Origin of the sequence: Gilvimarinus japonicus, from assembly GCF_042847215.1 — a bacterium.
Taxonomy (GTDB): domain Bacteria; phylum Pseudomonadota; class Gammaproteobacteria; order Pseudomonadales; family Cellvibrionaceae; genus Gilvimarinus; species Gilvimarinus japonicus.
In genome coordinates, this window is the sequence record NZ_AP031500.1 from 3638231 (window position 1) to 3654025 (window position 15795).

Below are 15795 nucleotides of genomic sequence, written 5' to 3' on the forward strand. Positions count from 1 at the left end.
CACTAAAGCGCCACCGCTATTGGTACCAACCCATGAAAGCTGTAACCACCGTATTACTACTTATTGTTGCCTGCCATGCCCAGGCCAGCCAGACCTTGCGCATTGCCGTGGCAAGTAACTTCAAGCCCACCCTTGAGGCATTACTGCCACTTTGGCAAGCGCAAAACGATATTGCCATCACCGTCTCTAGCGGCCCCTCCGGCGCACTCACCCAGCAGATTTTAGCCGGCGCGCCGTTTGGGTTATTTTTATCGGCCGATGCCGGTTTCCCCGAGGCGCTGTACGTGAAAGATAAAGGCGCCAAGCCGGTGGTGTACGCCCGCGGCCAATTAATTGCCGCCTGTGGCCATAACGCCAGCGCCGCCATGGCCGCGTTACAGCAAGCCAATACCCTCGCCCTTGCTAATACCCGCACCGCGCCTTACGGTCAAGCGGCTGCCGGCTGGCTTACCGAGCACGGCAAACACTTTAGCGCCAAACAAGTACAAGCCGGGTCCGTAGCCGGGGCATTGCAATTTGCGGTAACAGGCAATGCCGACTGCGCACTGGTGGCCGGCAGCTTTCGGCAACTGGCACCTAAGCTACACTGGTACCCATTGCCGCACGCCCCCGTGCTCACGCAAGCCGCCAGCGTAATTAACAACTCAAGCGCCGCACAAACGTTTTTAAGCTTTTTACTCAGCGATGCCGCGCAACACTTTATTCAGCAAAACGGATACCTAGCCGCCAAACCGTGAACGCCGCCATTTGGATTACCTGCAAACTGGCACTGGTCACCACCTTAGTGCTACTCGTACTGGGCACCCCATTAGCGTGGTGGCTGGCGCAGGGCCGTTCGCGTTTTTTGCGTACTTTGGTCGAGGCCGCCGTCGCCCTGCCGCTTATTTTACCGCCCACCGTGCTTGGTTTTTATTTGCTCTTATTACTGGCCCCCGATGGCGCCATCGGCCAATTTAGCCAGTCGGGGTTAGCGTTTAGTTTTATGGGCTTGGTGATCGGCTCGGTAATTTACTCGCTGCCGTTTGTGGTGCAACCACTCGCCGCCAGCTTTAGTCAGTTAGACACGCGCCTATTGCAACTGGGCCGCAGCCAAGGGTTAAACCCGTGGCAATTGTTGCGGCACATTGTATTGCCCGCCACTTGCCACGCTTTTGTGATGGCCGCCGCGCTGGGTTTTGCTCACACCGTGGGCGAGTTTGGTGTGGTATTAATGATTGGCGGCAACATTCCCGGCGAGACCCAAGTATTGTCTATTTTATTATTCGATGAGGTCGAAACCCTAAACTTTGCCCAGGCCCACCGTATTGCCGGTGGTTTACTGGCCGCCTCTTTTGCATTATTGGTAGTGCTTTACAGCTGGCAAAAAAAGCGAGGGCACACTCGTGTGGCAACTTGAGCTAGACGGCCAACAATGGCGCTGGCCCCAAGGCCAATGGCTGGGCATTAGCGGCCCGTCGGGCTGTGGTAAAACGCAACTGTTAACTCATATGGCCTGCGGCACCAAAGGCTTATTGCAGCGCGGTGCGCAAACTAATTTACTGACACTACCCAGCCATAAGCGCGGCTTGGGCTGGGCCGCGCAAAGTGCCGCGCTCTGGCCCAACCAGCGGGTACACACCATGCTCAACGCATTGGCCGCATTGCACCAGGCTAACCATTGGCAGCGCGATGCCCACGAGTTAGGCATCACTCCCTTGCTGCAACAATATACCGACACCCTATCGGGCGGCGAGCGGCAGCGGGTCGCGTTATTAGCGGCCGTGATATGCGCAAAAAATTTACTGTTATTAGATGAACCCGTATCGGCACTAGACGCTAACGCGGCTCACCACGTATTAAACGCTATACGCCACATCACCGCCCAGCGTGAACTTTCGGCCATTTTAGTCAGCCATCAATGGCAAGATTTAGCCGCCACCTGCCACTGGGTGTATCACTGGCAAAGCAACAGCTTCAGCACCTTAGCCGATGCCCACCGGGCCCACGTACTCAACCACCCCAGTAACGCCTGCGCCCTGTGGCCGCTAGACGGCCCGTCACTAAACGGCCAAGTGCTGGTAAATGGCCAGCCCCTCGATTGCGGCCCGCTCGCGCCCAACACCTTGCGCGTCCGCATCGATGCTCACGAAGTTTCCATTGCCCACCAGCAACCCGGCCCTTCCAGCATTGCCAACACGCTTAGCGTCACCGTTACCGGTTTAAGCCACATTAGCGACACCAGCTTAATAGCCACCCTCGACTGGCACGGTTACCAGCTATACGCGCTTATTACCCCAAAAGCGGCAACAACCTTAGGCTTGGCAAAAGGGCTTTGCGTTTATGCACAATTTAAAGCCCACGCGGTTAACAGCGCTTAGGCCGCGCCTTAGCCACAATAGTGCCAACCGCATCACAAACTTAGCAACCCCACCACTAGGTTAGCCCCGTTACCCGCCCAGTCTTATAAAATGTTCGCCCTAGGTAACAGGCGCTTTCAGCGCTGCGTTAATGGAATCAATAAACACCGCAACAGGACGCGCCCCATGCTTACCCTACCCCGCAAACTATTTCGCAGTTTTCGCCATACGCAACGGTTTGGTATTGGTATTTACCACCATCGTTAAGCTTATAAAAAGCTCCGTTGCGTTTTAAGCGTAGCGGTATAAAACCACAAAAATGGCGGCTTGGGCCTCTCTGATGGTGACGGTTGGCCTACCTAAAGGCGCACCTAATGCGACACATCAAAGATAGCGATTATATTATGATGGATTTAGAAAGTTACAAAATTATACTAAGTAAATATTCGATTACCGACTGTGCTGTTGCGACAAAAGACGTATTCGTTTTTATTATCTCCGAGATATTAACCGACGAAGAAATTGAATACTACGAGGAGAATGATTATGACTTGGATTATCGACCAAAAAAGTTAGTAACTTTTTTAAGAAAGGGAGACTCTCAAGGTCGCCACTGGGTTCAAGATCACCTAATCGGCTGGGACACCCCACGCATCGGCGCGTGCAACAAGCCGCGCAATCACTCCATTACGCTTGAAATATCGACCCGTCTGGACCATCAGGCTTTTATAACCGGCAATGGCCCTGCCGAGAAAATGCTTTTCCCACCCAGAGTTGCCAAAAACGGCGTTCCGCTAGGTGGGTTTGTTCGAGGCGGTATTCGTCGGACGAAAACTATCGATGGCTGGGCCTACGCCGTTGGCGGCAACCGCACATTAGGCAAGTTTTTAGACAAAGATCAGTGGCAAACCCTGAATAAAAATCTACCTAAAATGCCAAAAGAACAAATGGAGTCGTTTTTAGATTCCGGGTTCGAAGACATAGACGGTTTTAGCGAAACCGACATTTACACCGCCGGCGGCCATGGCGACGTGTGGCATTTTGATGGTGAAAACTGGACCCCCATCCCTTTCCCGTCTAACGATCCTTTAGAGTCACTTTGCTGCGCGGGCGATGGCTATGTGTACATCTCGGGCTACCAAGGCATTACCTTTAAAGGCCGCGGCGACCATTGGACCATCATTAACCGCTACGGTATTACCCTTGGCTTTAGAGACATGGTGTGGCACAAAGACCGTGTTTATTGCACCAGCGATTACGGCTTATGGGAGATTGTTGATGACAAGGTGCAACGTGCTGATGTACCCGATGAAATTACCGCCTGCTCGGGGCACTTATACGCTAACAATGGTGTGATGCTACTCGCCGGTTTAGGCGGTGCAGCCTTTTGTGAAGATGGCGAATGGACGCTGCTGTTCAACAGCTCCACCATGGACACGCTAGTAGAGCTAGAAGCGCTAAAACAATAAAAGCGTATACCCGATTATAAATACAATGAGGCGCCCGTTATGTGTTTGGAGGGTACCAAAAACGACGCAGAATGGGGCAGCCATGACAAAGCCCATAGCAACTTAGAAGTTGGGATGGATAAGTATAGGCAAAATAGACAGCTAGACAAAAAAATACCGATATCATTTCATATGAAAAAAAGCTCTAAACTTTGCATTGATGCAGTACGTGAATCCGCCGCCAAAAATTGCGACTCAAAGTGCCTGCAAGCGCAATTAGATTACCACTATAAGCAATGCAAAGATCTAGAGGCCGAAGCCAGCGACGAGAGCGATGCGGAGAAGCTTGAGCCTAATGCAGGAACGGGCAGGCTTCCGACGCTGCCCAAGAAAGTTACTGACGACAACTTCGAAGGATAAACATATAGATGATCGACTTAGAAGCATATAAAAAAGTATTCCAAAATTACTCCATTACTGACTGCGCGGTAAGAACCAAAGATTTATTTGTTTTTATCGGCTCACAACTGCTAACCGATGAAGAAGTGGTCGAATATGAAGAGAATGATTACGATTTTTCTTTACGCCCTAAAAAGGTAGTAACCTTTGCACGACAAGGCGATGGCAAGGGGAACCAATGGTTCCATAACCACCTTATTGGCTGGCACACATGCCGCATAGGTGCCACCAACCATCCCAAAAGTCACTCCATTACGGTCGCGAGCGATGACTTAGAAGATCGCGTTTACGTTACGGGGAGCGGGCCAGCTCATGAGGATACCCGCATTCAAGCAATTGTACGCGGAGGTGTTCGAAGAGGTGCTATAACACGCTTGAAAACCATTGCTGGCTGGCTGTATTTTTGTGGGGGAAATCGCACAGTAGCAAAACGCTTAGATGAGAGCAGTTGGATATCACTGGTCGATACATTGCCCGATCTAGACACCGGCGACATTATCAGAGATATAACCGAAGCCGGCTTTTCCGACATCGACGGTTTTAGCGAGAATGACCTGTACGCCGCAGGCGGCCATGGTGACGTATGGCACTTTAACGGCCAGCTGTGGCGCGCCATCGCTTTCCCCAGCAACCAAACTCTTAAATCTATATGTTGCGGCGGTGATGGCAAGGTGTACATCTCCGGCTACGAAGCCGAGACGTATATGGGCCGCGACAACAAATGGAAAAAGATCTACAGCGGTGGCATCTCCACCGGCTTCAGAGACATGGTGTGGTTTGGCGATAGGGTTTGGTGCACCAATGACTACGGCGTGTGGACGATTTATAAAGGTAAAGTAAAGCGCGCCGACCTACCCGCCAATATCGAGGCGTGCGCCGGGCACCTGTACGTTAACGGCGGCGTGATGCTGCTGGCCGGTTTAAGCGGCGCGGCCTTTTGCGAAAATGGCGAATGGACGCTGCTGTTTAACTCTTTCACCATGAACAAGCTGGTTGAAGTTGACGAGCACGAGGGCTAGTGCACCCATGCAATCTTTACACGCCTTACGCGTCCTCATCCACAAAATATCAAGCGCCACACGGGTTATGCAGCCGACGCCTCGCACATGAAAGCATTCCCATTGTCGTTGTGCCGAAAATACTGCATGCGATCGCAGCTAGAAGATGTTTACGAGCGGGCACGTAAACAATCGGTGTAGTGGCATACTGGATTTGGCCACCCGATTAGAGGTGATAATATCACCGCACTCATACAGGTGGCACAATGACAAAACGAACCAGACCAACCTATTCTCCAGAATTTCACTTCGAAGTGGCTCAAGAGGTCGTCGATAAAGGGCGGAGCATCCACGTTGTGGCTGACAGTCTCGGCATAGGAAAATCCACTGTCGACACATAACAGAAAATTCACCGTAACACCTCAAGCGTGCTCTATAACGACAGCGTATGGTTTGATAATAAACTGTGGCTAAGCTCGGATTACGAATTTAAAACCGTCACCGGCGATAAAGTCGAGCCCGCCATGTTTGGCGAACAGCGCCTGCCCTTTAGCGGCCACATGGACGCTCGCGACGGTTTGTTAGTCATCGCCAGCTTGCATCAGGTATACGCTTTTGATGGCAAGCAATGGCAATGCTTGGTGTCGCCTTATGAGTAAAGCTCGATTGCTATTAGGGTTTAACTGAATGGCACGTATACGGCTGATGCCTTTACACTCGGAATTTTTATTTTTAAATAATATAATTCACCCTGTCGTGGCCGCCCTGTTACGGTTGGCCACGACAGGCACTGTGCGAAAAAAAACCTTACTTATCGACGTTAAGCTTATCGTGATACTCTTTGCGCACTTCGCCAAGCTGTTTAAATAAACCTTTGGCGGCAGCCAAATCGTCGGCTTTAAGCGCCGCATCAATTTTGTCAATCAAGGGGGAAACCTCGTTCATACCGTTATCGAACTCTGATTGATCTTCTGCGGGTACCTTTTGTTTTTGGGCGACAAGTTGCGCCTGTTTAAAATTAACCCATTCGGCTTTAACCGCCGCGATGTCATCGCTTTTGCGCATCACTTTAAACGATTCGCCCATCGACTCCATCGACTCGTGCAGCTCATCGTGTTTAGAACACCCCATTAACAACACGGCGGGCAATACGATGATTAACAGTAATAGCTTCATAACATTCTCCTAATGGCTCGGTTTGGCTCATGATACCTAGGACAGGCACGCAAACAAATCCCCCCGAGCAAAATTACCCGCTTGACAACGCAGTACTGTGCGATACATAGTATATACTGTGCAAAACACAGTATAGGTAACATTTTGACCGATGACCCCGAACGATTAACCAAATTAACCATGGAACTGCGCCGGGGGCTGCTGGTTATGGCGGTGCTTGAGGCGCTGGTGCAACCGCATTACGGCTATTCTTTGCGGCGGTTTTTACAAGAGCACGGGCTGGAGGTGGACGAAGGTACGCTTTACCCATTACTGCGCCGGCTGGAAAGCCAAGAGTTACTGAGCAGTGAATGGCAGGTGCAAGAGGGGCGCAAGCGACGGGTGTATCGGCTGTCCGGTACTGGCGATACCGCCCGCTTAGCAATGACCGATGAATGGCAAAGCTTAAATCAGGCATTAAAAAATATTAAAGAGGCCACCCAATGAACTGGCTAGAGCGCTATAGCTTTGCGGTTAAATCTCACTTACCGCCGAGTGTTAGAAACGATGTGGCGGATGAGTTGTTAAGTGACCTACAGGACGAGCGGGATTACCGCGCCAAGTCTTTAGGCCGCCCGCTTAATGAGGACGAACTTAAAGCGCTGTTGCGCGAACGCGGCCATCCGATGTTAGTAGCGGCGGACTTTCAACCGCGCCCTACGCTGGTAAGCGAAAGCCTGTTCCCTATTTATCTGCAATTGTTGCAATGGATGGTAATCGCCATTGCCGTGTTACACATATGCTTTGCGGCAGCCGGATTGATCGAGCAGGGCGAGGGGCGCTTTTGGCAAGCTCTGCCGCAAACGCTGTGGAGCATTTTAGAGAAAAGCTTATACGGCTTTGCCTGGCTGACGCTAATTTTTTATCTGGTGGGCGAATCCGTTAGCCGCACAGATTTATTTAAACACTGGACGCCAGACTCACTGCCCAACGTTGTCGCGCAGGGGGAGTACATCAGTCGCACCGGGTCTGCCTTTGAGTTGGTGGTGACCGTTTATTTTGCTGCATGGCTAAACCATATTATTCCGCAAAGCTTGGGCGAGCAGCCCGTTGCGCTGCTGTTTTCTGAGCAATGGCTCGCGCTATTGCCCTGGATTAATGCTGTGCTTGTCGCTGGGATGATTATCAGTGCGGTAAAACTATGGTCGCCCTACTGGAGCCGCCGCAAGATTATGGCCGAGTTAGCGCTGTATGTTCCCACGCTGATGATTATGGCGGTTATTTACCGCGAGGATAGCGCGCTAACTATTATCACGGGAGCGGATGAGGCCGCCAAGCGGTTTGTGATATCCGCCGATTGGATTGCACTGGGGGTACTGGGTTTCGCCGTGTTTGTCATCGTTGATACGGCATTAAAAATTAACAAGTTGCGGGCCATTTAGCGTTAAGGGGCACGGGTTATTTTTCGGCCGCAGGTTTAGTGGCCGGCGGCTGATTCGGGTCTTGATCCAGCACGGCATCCAACGCATCGGCTAAAATTGGGTAAACAGTAAAATTACCGTTCTCGGGTTTAATACCGGCTTTGACCATGGCTTTTAGCGGCTGAAACTGAATGTCGGAGAAAATCAGTTGGCATTTGTGTTTTTTGCAGCGGGTGATAAACCCCGTTAAGCCATCGAGCCCGCCAGCGTCGAGCAGTGGTACACCGTCCATGTGGATGACCAGACCTTGTTGATCTTTAGCAAGTGCGTCCAACTCGTTAAATATTTTATCGGCGGCGGCAAAAAACAGCGGGCCCGATATTTTGATCACACGCCAGCCGTCCGGCAGTGGCCGGGGTACGTGCTTAAGCGCTTTGGTGATATCGCGCGCTTTGGTCATTGTGGCGATATCGCGCATAAACAGCAAAGCGGCAATCACTACCGCCGAGCCAATGGCCACTACCATATCCACCAATAATGTGAGCGAAAAGCAAACCACAAAAACCACCACATCGGCGGTGGGTGCGGTGCGCACCGTGTTTAAAATTTGCCGCCCGTGGCACATTCGCCAAGCGACAATCACCACCAATGTCGCCATACAAGCCATGGGTAGGTGTTTAAGATAAGGCGACGCCCACAACAGGCAAACCGCAATAACGCCGGTGTGAATAACGGCTGCCAAAGGGGTAGCGGCACCAGCGCGAAAATTGGTGGTCGAGCGGGCAAGTTCGGGGGCGGCGCTAAACCCACCAAAAAATGGCGCAACGATATTGCCGACCCCTTGGCCAAACAGTTCGGCGTTGGCGTGGTAGCGCTGGCCGGTTAGGCGCTCTAGCATCACCGCACACAGCAGCGCTTCAATGGCCCCCAATAGCGCAATCGTCAGCGCTTGCGGCAGCACTTCGCCCAACATTTCGAAAGTCCAATAGTTACCCTCGATACCCTGCCAAGGCAGCTCAAAGTGCGGTAAAAAGTTGGGAATCCCTGCGGCGGTATGCCCCGCCAGCGCATGATATTCAAATGAACTGGCAATGGTTGCCACCGGATAGCCGTAATTGGCTAACAACAGTGCCACAATCACGCCGGCCAGCAGTGTCACAAGGTGAGCCGGGATCGGGACCTTCGCCCTAGGCCAAAGATACATCACCACAAAGGATACTGCCGTGACCATCAGGGTCGGCCAGTGAATGGTGGGCAGGTGGCGGATAATATCCCACAGTTTTGCAAAGTAAAAATTGGGCAGCTGCTCGGTAAGAACCAGGCCAAACAGGTCGGGGATTTGTAAAGTGGCGATAATAACGGCAATACCGAGCGTAAAACCGAAAGTAACCGTATGGGGGATATAGCTAAGCACCCGGCCAAACTGCGCCACGGCCATCAATAAGATAAACGTACCCGCCAGAAGCGTTGTTAACATTAAGCCGGGCAACCCGTACTGTTGCACAACGGGTTGTAAGATCACCACAAACGCGGCGGTTGGGCCAGAGACGGAGTAACGCGAGCCACCCAGCACGGCCATGAGGAGTCCGGCGACCAATGATGTATACAAACCATGCTGCGGAGGTACACCAATGGCGATGGCCAGTGCCATAGATAGCGGGATCGCGGAGATACCCACGGTAAGCCCCGCCATGACATCGCCACGCAGCTTATTTAAGCTGTAGCCTTCTTTCAGGCAGCTGTCGCTTAACCCGCTGGCAATACGCAGCCCCTGAAGTTGGCGACGCGCTGACATAGCTCCCTCCTTTGTAACTAAAGCCTCATTATACGTACTAAGGTGGCGGTGAGTAATACTGATGTCCATCAAGCAACATAAGCGCGCCACAGACCAGCCCTACATACTCTCGCCACTGGCAATAGGCGCTTTACTACGCCCTTGGGCGGTGAGTTGCCAACCAGCGGCCGAGCGGTATAACATCAAACGCACCATAACAACCATACGTTCGGCTGAACCTTGCGCTACGGCCACACGGCTATGCGCGGTTCCCCATCTTACGCGACGAGTATTCTATGCGTTTACAACCTGTTATCGGGCACCACCGCGAGCTTAAGCGGTTTGTCAGCGTGATACTTGTAACGCTTGCCGGGCTGCTGTTAAGTCACTCGTCGGCGGCGCTTACGGAGCCTGCGGCTACCCCCCAAGAGCAACGGCCGCCTTCCGACAATGCCATTATGCGCGTCACGCTCTGGGCCGGAAAAAATGGCCGGGGACGTTACGAGGTGGCGTTGCTGCGCACCATATTAGACCGCACCGCCGATAATTATCCCGCTTACCAACTATCGGTAAACAGCTCTCCTTTTGGCACCCAGCGGGGGCGGCAGGTGGTCGCCGACGGCGAGCAGGCTAATGTCTATGTATCCGGTCTGCGTGAAGACGACTACACCCGCAACCGCGATATTTTGATGATTCGCCGGCCGGTGATGAAAGGGCTTTTCGGTTATCGCGCGGCGATCATTCGTCAAGGCGACGGCGCGCGATACGCGCAATCGGCGCAGCAACACAACTTGCGCGACTTAACCATCGGCCAAGGGAGCCACTGGGAGGATGCGATGATCCTCAGATACAACAACTTTACCGTCAACGACAATGGCCGCTTTGAAAACCTATTTGAAATGCTCGCGTACGGTCGGTTTGATGCGATATTTCTCGGTATCGCCGAAATAGAGCCCGAGCTTGCCGCCGCGCCGCTAAACGATAAATTAACCATCGCTTATCAGCCCATTATCTATTACCCCCACGCTATGGTGTTTCAAGTTAGCGGCAAACACCCACAGCTGGCGCGGCGCATTAAAGAGGGCTTTGCACAAATCTCTGACGATGGCACCCACGATCAACTGCTCGAGCACTATTTTGGTGGTGCCATCAACCGCATTCGCGCCGCAAATACAAACATCTTTGTGCTGAAGCATCCAACACCCTCGCTAATGCCCGAGTTAACCCAACCCATGCTTATTCAACCTCCCGAGCTTAACGCCGATCTATAAACTTACCCGCCGCTCGCGGATATAACTCAGCTCTGGCAAGACACTGTCGGCACGCACGACATAGCGCAAGGGCCCACCGGGGCGCACTGCATCAAACGGATAACAGGTAACAAGCCATAAACTATCGGCATTCGGGTCCACCCACAGGGAGTCTTGCTCGGAATCAGCGATACTGCGCTGACTAATCACATAGCGGCGCCACTGGCCATCACTGCTCTGCCAGCGCAACGTTTCGCCACCTTTTAGTTCGCGCAAAAAGGCAAAGTGTGTGTCGCGATGCCCGCCAATAACTCGCGCCCCCTGACTGCCCGGCGCGCCCACCGGCATTAAGCCCGGCCCAAAAGCCAGCGCCTCACCGTGGCCACCACCTAATACGTATAAATCTTTGCGCACCCGCCCGTCGCCGTCCAACAACTGTAAACGCCCTACCGGCTGGGTATCCGCCCAAGGCCAAGGGGCAACATCCAGCGTTGGCGCCGCCAGCTTTTGCTGCCAGGCGCGCTCAATTAACACTTGTGCCAATTGCGCTTTTGCCTCAATCGCAAAGGCGCTGCCCCACTGCCATAACAACACCAGCAGCAATAGCGCACTGAGTATCAACCGGCCGCGATGAAACACCGGCAGCGCCGCAGCGCGCGTATTATTACGAGCGGCCATAATGCACCTCCAGGTTTTTTATTCCCAGCAGGGCCAGTAAAGCCAGAGCGCCCAACAATAAGTGCCAGGTTACACCGGCCGCCGTTTGCGGATAACCCACTGCCGTCATAGTCGCTCCGGCAGGCATCGCGTTACTAAGCTCGCGCTCTTGCCCGACTTCTGATGCCGAACGAGCTGGCGTTTTATCAACCGCCACTAAGCTTGTGTAGCGCGACATTAATTGGTACTTAAGAGCAACGGGTAATATTTTTTGCCGCGCTTTATCGCTGGCGTCGCGGCCATTAATATAAAATTCATTTTCTAAAAATTTTATTTTCTCGCGACCAAAACGCTGCGCCAACACCGGTATAGCATCGCCCTCTGAATCAGCATCAGCCGTAGCCGCATTGATGGGGAAGTCCCGCTGCCACGGTTTACCGCCACTGACTCCCCGCACGGTGACCAACGGCTGAGAGCGGCTCGGCCAAGGGCCAAGTTTGGCGGTTACCAGCAGCGGCTCACCCCAGTACAAATCGGGAATGCGGCGCGGAAACACCTGCACCGGCTGGGGCCATTCAATGTCAATATTGGTCACCACCGGGCGCTTAAGCTTGTTGAGTAATCCCGCCATGCGTGGCGCAATTTGTGCGGCAGCGGCGATCTCGGTAAAGCTACCGCGACCAAACTGCGCCGCACGACGCATAAAAAACCGATTGGGCGCACTGCCAATAGCAACGGTAAACAGTCGTGCGTCACCCAAGTTGCGATGAATATGCTGCAGTAAATCCGCCTCGTTACCCACGCTGCCATCGGTGACAAACACCACTTGCTGCAAATACTCGGTATTGCTGGGCTGGTCAAAAGCGCGCTTTAAAGCGCCCAGCATTTCGGTGCCGCCATCGGCGCGCATACGCTCAAGCGCGCGGCGAGCGGTTTGAATATTATTCGCAGACGCCACCACGGCGTGGTCAAATACCGCACGGCTATCGCTGGCAAACAAAATCACGTTAAAGCGATCTCGCGGGGTTAAGGTATCAAGCGCAAGCAACGCGCTGGTCCGCGCTTGCTTGATAGAGTCACCGGCCATAGAGCCCGAGGTATCGACCACCAAAATCAACTCGCGCGGCGCTAGGTTATTAGCGCTTACCTCTTGCGGCGGCATTAACATTAACTGTAAGTAGCGCTCGCCCTGCCACTGGCTGACAAACTGAGCGGCAAGCGGCGCACTGTGCGGTTTGGGTTGCCAGGTTATTTCAAAATCGCGATCCATACTCACCTCGCCTTTAGCAAAATGAATAAGGCGTACACCCGCATCATTACCCTTCGGCTGGCTTATGGTTAACTGATGGGTGTCGCTGTGAACCCGCGTTAATGGCATACCCGCATCAAGTTGTAACGACAAACTCACCGGATTAATCAACTCGCCCGCCACATGTTGTTGCGAGGGGGTTATTAAATGCGCGTCCGGCACTTGATCGGTTGCACTGGCCCAACCGTTAACACCGGTCGCTACTGTTTGCTCTTTACGCCACTGCCCATTTACTACCCCCGGGATATAACGCGGGGTTAAGGTCAGCGGTAAACGCAAACGAAACTCACCGGCGTCGTACATCACTTGTTGGCTATAGCCAAGCTCAACCCGAATCGTTTCGCCGGGCGCAATATTGGCAATTTGCTGGCGAAACATATTAGGCCGCTGTTGCTCTATGAGTGTCGCTTTTTTGCCCGACGCCTTAGCCGCGGCAAAGGTTTTACGCGCTTTTGATTTCTCTTGAATTTCACCCGTAATAACACGCTCGCCCACGTGCATTGTTAATTGGCTAACGGCACTGTCTTCGGCCAGCGGATAAACATAGGTGGCATTTACCCATTGATCGGTTTGGTTTTTAAACGTTTGCGAAACCAGCACCTGAGCCTGCAGCCCTTGCACGGTTAACTCGAGGTCAGTGCCCAGGTGCAAGGCGTCGGTTGTAGTGACGGCGGCATCGTCGTTTTCGCTCGATAGCACAAGCCGGCCAGAGTCCGGCTCGGCCCACGCCGCCGAGATAAACCCCGCGAGCAAGATACCCATCACTCGCCCCCCTATGCTCCCTGTACTGCGCCACCGTTGATCGCCCATGCTGTCTCTCCTGTACCAGTTAGTTTTGATACTCGCAGTACAACAAAACAATCGGGTGTAACGACGACTAACTCTGGCAAACCGGTGGGAAATTGTGATCAATTATGGCAAACGGCCAAACCCAAACCCAAACCCAAACTTAGGTACGGCAACTCAGAAGCATCCCCCAGAAGCCGGTCACCCAGTGGCCATTGGGCTCGCTAGACGCTATTATTTATCGACCTATTTTTTTAGACAGCGGCAAATGTATGACACCTGCGATCGACCTGTTGAGCAAGACAAACGCCAACTTCACCTTGCATGAATACCAACCGGACCCAAACGCTAGCTCCTACGGTTTAGAGGCGGCGCAAAAACTCGGGGTAACACCAGGCAAAGTATTTAAAACGCTAGTGGTGGCGGATACCACCCCTGGCAAAAAAAGCGTTTTGGTAGTCGGCATCGTACCGGTCAACGGGAGCCTTAACCTCAAAACGCTGGCACGCGCCGCAGGACGCAAAAAACTAAATATGGCTGCGCCCGTCGATGTTCAGCGAGCAACAGGCTATGTAATGGGCGGCGTCAGCCCTTTAGGGCAAAAAAAGCGCCTGCCGATTTATGTTGATAGCTCGGCCCAGGAGCACGACACTGTATACATCAGTGCCGGTAAGCGCGGGCTAGAAATTGAATTGACGCCGGCTGACCTGTGCCGGTTAACAGGGGCGACTCTGGCAGCCATTGCACACTATTAATCGCTAGCCAGGTTCGCGATAGCCTGCTTACAAACCGCCAAGACCCGGTCACTGATAGGGTCGTCTGTTAAGGCTCGGGCAACTGCTAAACCTCCCACCATTAACACCGCTGCCTGCAGCGCTTTGTCGCTTTGCTCATCGAGATTATCGGCGCGGGCGATATTGCTCACAAAACCCTTAAACACACGGGCGTAAGCATCGCGTACTTGGTCATCCCGCTGATGAATATCCGTGGCTAAAAACGCCAGTGGACAACTGTTCTCCTGACCTTCGGCGCGCTCGCGACTTAAGTAGCGCTCGGCAACATCGCGACTACTAGGCGCCACCGGTGCGTGCTGCAGAACATGATCCCGGGCCCGCATCGCGGCCACGGTAATGGCCTCAGCATAAAGCGCCGACTTAGACGCAAAGTGCGCGTAAAACGCACCGCGCGTTAACCCCGCTGCAGCCATCACATCATCTATGCCTACCCGCTCGTAACCGAGCTGCGTAAACAGCTCAGCCGCCGCCGTCACAATCGCCTCACGGGTTTGTGGTTTGTGTGTCTTGCTCCATGCCATTAATGTAACTCCTCGGTTATAAGCCCGCAGTGATTCAGCCAGCAGCCGCTCAAAAGTCTGGCCCTTACGTATCATACCGGCACACCACAATATGCTCACTAACATATTTTATTTGCACAGCTAATAACACCGCCTATAAATATGTTCTTGAACATATTGTCGCGATTGCTAACCTCCGACTAAACCTAAACAGCAAGGAGTTAGCAATGAGCAATCTAGTTCAACTTTACGGCCCGTCATTTAGTGTGTTCGTGCGTGTTGCCGCGCTAGTATGCGAAGAAAAAGGCATTGCCTATCAAACCGGCAAAGAAATTAACGGCCAAACCATCGATATACACAGCGATAAGCACTTTCAACTACACCCGTTTGGCAAAATGCCGGTACTGATACACGGTGATAAAATACTGTGCGAGACCGCCAGTATCGGCCGTTATTTAGATCGTATTTTTGGCCCGGAAACGTTGCAAGGCGCAACCGACTGGGAGCGCGCCCAAATCGACCAATGGTGCTCCCTGATAACCCAATATATTGATTTTTACGTGGTGCGTCAGTTTATGCTGGAGGTTGTGTTCCCCAAGGGGGACAGCGGCGAACCGCGCATGGATGTGATTAGCGCAAATCGCCCTGCGGCGGAAAACGCAATAGCAATTGTGGCCGAACAACTAGGAGACAAACCTTTTTTAGTCGGCCAACAATTCACTCTGGCCGATGCCATGCTAGCACCCATGCTTACTTACAACAAAGATGCGCCCGCACCAATCAACTTAGTCAATGCCCACCCGAAACTGCTAGAGTACACCAACAGATTACGCGCACGCCCTAGCGGGCAAAAAGTTTTACAGCCTATGAGTAAATCGAGGTAAGGCTTAGGCGCACGACATGACGGC

The 15795-nt window shown here is 52.9% G+C and carries 17 protein-coding genes; 12 read left to right on the forward strand and 5 right to left on the reverse strand.

What is annotated here, in order from left to right; translation table 11 throughout:
• Nucleotides 1-32 precede the first annotated feature (32 nt).
• The 7 genes from modA (at nt 33) to ACGHAD_RS15430 (ending at nt 5900) form a co-directional block, all read left to right on the forward strand.
• Nucleotides 33-737 carry a molybdate ABC transporter substrate-binding protein gene (modA, locus tag ACGHAD_RS15400; RefSeq protein ID WP_382414969.1) on the forward strand — a complete coding sequence of 235 codons (705 nt, stop codon included), beginning with the start codon at nt 33-35 and terminating at the stop codon, nt 735-737.
• Nucleotides 734-1396: a molybdate ABC transporter permease subunit gene (gene modB, locus ACGHAD_RS15405; RefSeq protein ID WP_339617935.1), complete on the forward strand. Its 663-nt coding sequence runs from the start codon at nt 734-736 to the stop codon at nt 1394-1396. The genes modA and modB overlap by 4 nt, the downstream gene beginning before the upstream one ends.
• Complete coding sequence (locus ACGHAD_RS15410) at nt 1383-2357, forward strand: ATP-binding cassette domain-containing protein (protein WP_382414971.1); 975 nt, start codon at nt 1383-1385, stop codon at nt 2355-2357. Before modB ends, ACGHAD_RS15410 begins: the two co-directional genes overlap by 14 nt.
• A 353-nt stretch (nt 2358-2710) precedes the next feature.
• Nucleotides 2711-3805 (forward strand): hypothetical protein, encoded by a 1095-nt coding sequence (locus tag ACGHAD_RS15415; RefSeq protein ID WP_382414973.1) that lies wholly within the window; start codon nt 2711-2713, stop codon nt 3803-3805.
• Between the two features lie 45 nt (nt 3806-3850).
• A complete protein-coding gene (locus tag ACGHAD_RS15420; protein WP_382414974.1) occupies nt 3851-4204 on the forward strand; it encodes a hypothetical protein in 354 nt (117 codons plus the stop codon).
• Nucleotides 4205-4212: 8 nt separating this feature from the next.
• The gene (locus ACGHAD_RS15425) at nt 4213-5262 is read left to right on the forward strand and encodes a hypothetical protein (protein WP_382414976.1); all 1050 of its coding nucleotides are present in this window, start codon (nt 4213-4215) and stop codon (nt 5260-5262) included.
• A gap of 407 nt (nt 5263-5669) precedes the next feature.
• A complete protein-coding gene (locus tag ACGHAD_RS15430; protein WP_382414978.1) occupies nt 5670-5900 on the forward strand; it encodes a hypothetical protein in 231 nt (76 codons plus the stop codon).
• Between the two features lie 148 nt (nt 5901-6048).
• Here the strand turns inward: ACGHAD_RS15430 and ACGHAD_RS15435 are convergent, their stop codons facing one another.
• On the reverse strand, nt 6049-6417 hold the full coding sequence (locus tag ACGHAD_RS15435; protein WP_382414980.1) for a cytochrome b562: 369 nt from the start codon (nt 6415-6417) through the stop codon (nt 6049-6051).
• Between the two features lie 144 nt (nt 6418-6561).
• Here ACGHAD_RS15435 and ACGHAD_RS15440 point away from each other — a divergent pair, with 144 nt between their 5' ends.
• A complete protein-coding gene (locus tag ACGHAD_RS15440) occupies nt 6562-6903 on the forward strand; it encodes a PadR family transcriptional regulator (protein WP_339617942.1) in 342 nt (113 codons plus the stop codon).
• Nucleotides 6900-7838: a hypothetical protein gene (locus ACGHAD_RS15445; RefSeq protein WP_382414982.1), complete on the forward strand. Its 939-nt coding sequence runs from the start codon at nt 6900-6902 to the stop codon at nt 7836-7838. Before ACGHAD_RS15440 ends, ACGHAD_RS15445 begins: the two co-directional genes overlap by 4 nt.
• A gap of 16 nt (nt 7839-7854) precedes the next feature.
• Here the strand turns inward: ACGHAD_RS15445 and dauA are convergent, their stop codons facing one another.
• Nucleotides 7855-9612, reverse strand: coding sequence for a C4-dicarboxylic acid transporter DauA (dauA, locus tag ACGHAD_RS15450; RefSeq protein WP_382414984.1), 1758 nt, complete (start codon nt 9610-9612; stop codon nt 7855-7857).
• Nucleotides 9613-9887: 275 nt separating this feature from the next.
• On the opposite strand from dauA, the gene ACGHAD_RS15455 reads away from it, so the two are divergent.
• Nucleotides 9888-10862 (forward strand): substrate-binding periplasmic protein, encoded by a 975-nt coding sequence (locus ACGHAD_RS15455; RefSeq protein WP_382414986.1) that lies wholly within the window; start codon nt 9888-9890, stop codon nt 10860-10862.
• On the opposite strand, the gene ACGHAD_RS15460 is transcribed toward ACGHAD_RS15455, so the two are convergent.
• Both ACGHAD_RS15460 and ACGHAD_RS15465 read right to left on the reverse strand, forming a co-directional pair.
• Entirely contained in the window at nt 10857-11519 is a 663-nt protein-coding gene (locus tag ACGHAD_RS15460; protein ID WP_382414988.1) for a class GN sortase, read from the reverse strand. The genes ACGHAD_RS15455 and ACGHAD_RS15460 overlap by 6 nt on opposite strands.
• Nucleotides 11506-13617, reverse strand: coding sequence for a marine proteobacterial sortase target protein (locus ACGHAD_RS15465; protein ID WP_382414990.1), 2112 nt, complete (start codon nt 13615-13617; stop codon nt 11506-11508). Before ACGHAD_RS15465 ends, ACGHAD_RS15460 begins: the two co-directional genes overlap by 14 nt.
• Nucleotides 13618-13865: 248 nt before the next feature.
• Between ACGHAD_RS15465 and ybaK the strand changes: the two genes are divergently transcribed.
• A complete protein-coding gene (gene ybaK / locus ACGHAD_RS15470) occupies nt 13866-14348 on the forward strand; it encodes a Cys-tRNA(Pro) deacylase (protein ID WP_382414992.1) in 483 nt (160 codons plus the stop codon).
• On the opposite strand, the gene ACGHAD_RS15475 is transcribed toward ybaK, so the two are convergent.
• Nucleotides 14345-14908, reverse strand: coding sequence for a TetR/AcrR family transcriptional regulator (locus tag ACGHAD_RS15475; protein ID WP_339617949.1), 564 nt, complete (start codon nt 14906-14908; stop codon nt 14345-14347). The genes ybaK and ACGHAD_RS15475 overlap by 4 nt on opposite strands.
• 206 nt (nt 14909-15114) lie before the next feature.
• On the opposite strand from ACGHAD_RS15475, the gene ACGHAD_RS15480 reads away from it, so the two are divergent.
• Nucleotides 15115-15771 (forward strand): glutathione S-transferase family protein, encoded by a 657-nt coding sequence (locus ACGHAD_RS15480; protein ID WP_382414993.1) that lies wholly within the window; start codon nt 15115-15117, stop codon nt 15769-15771.
• Nucleotides 15772-15795 lie beyond the last annotated feature (24 nt).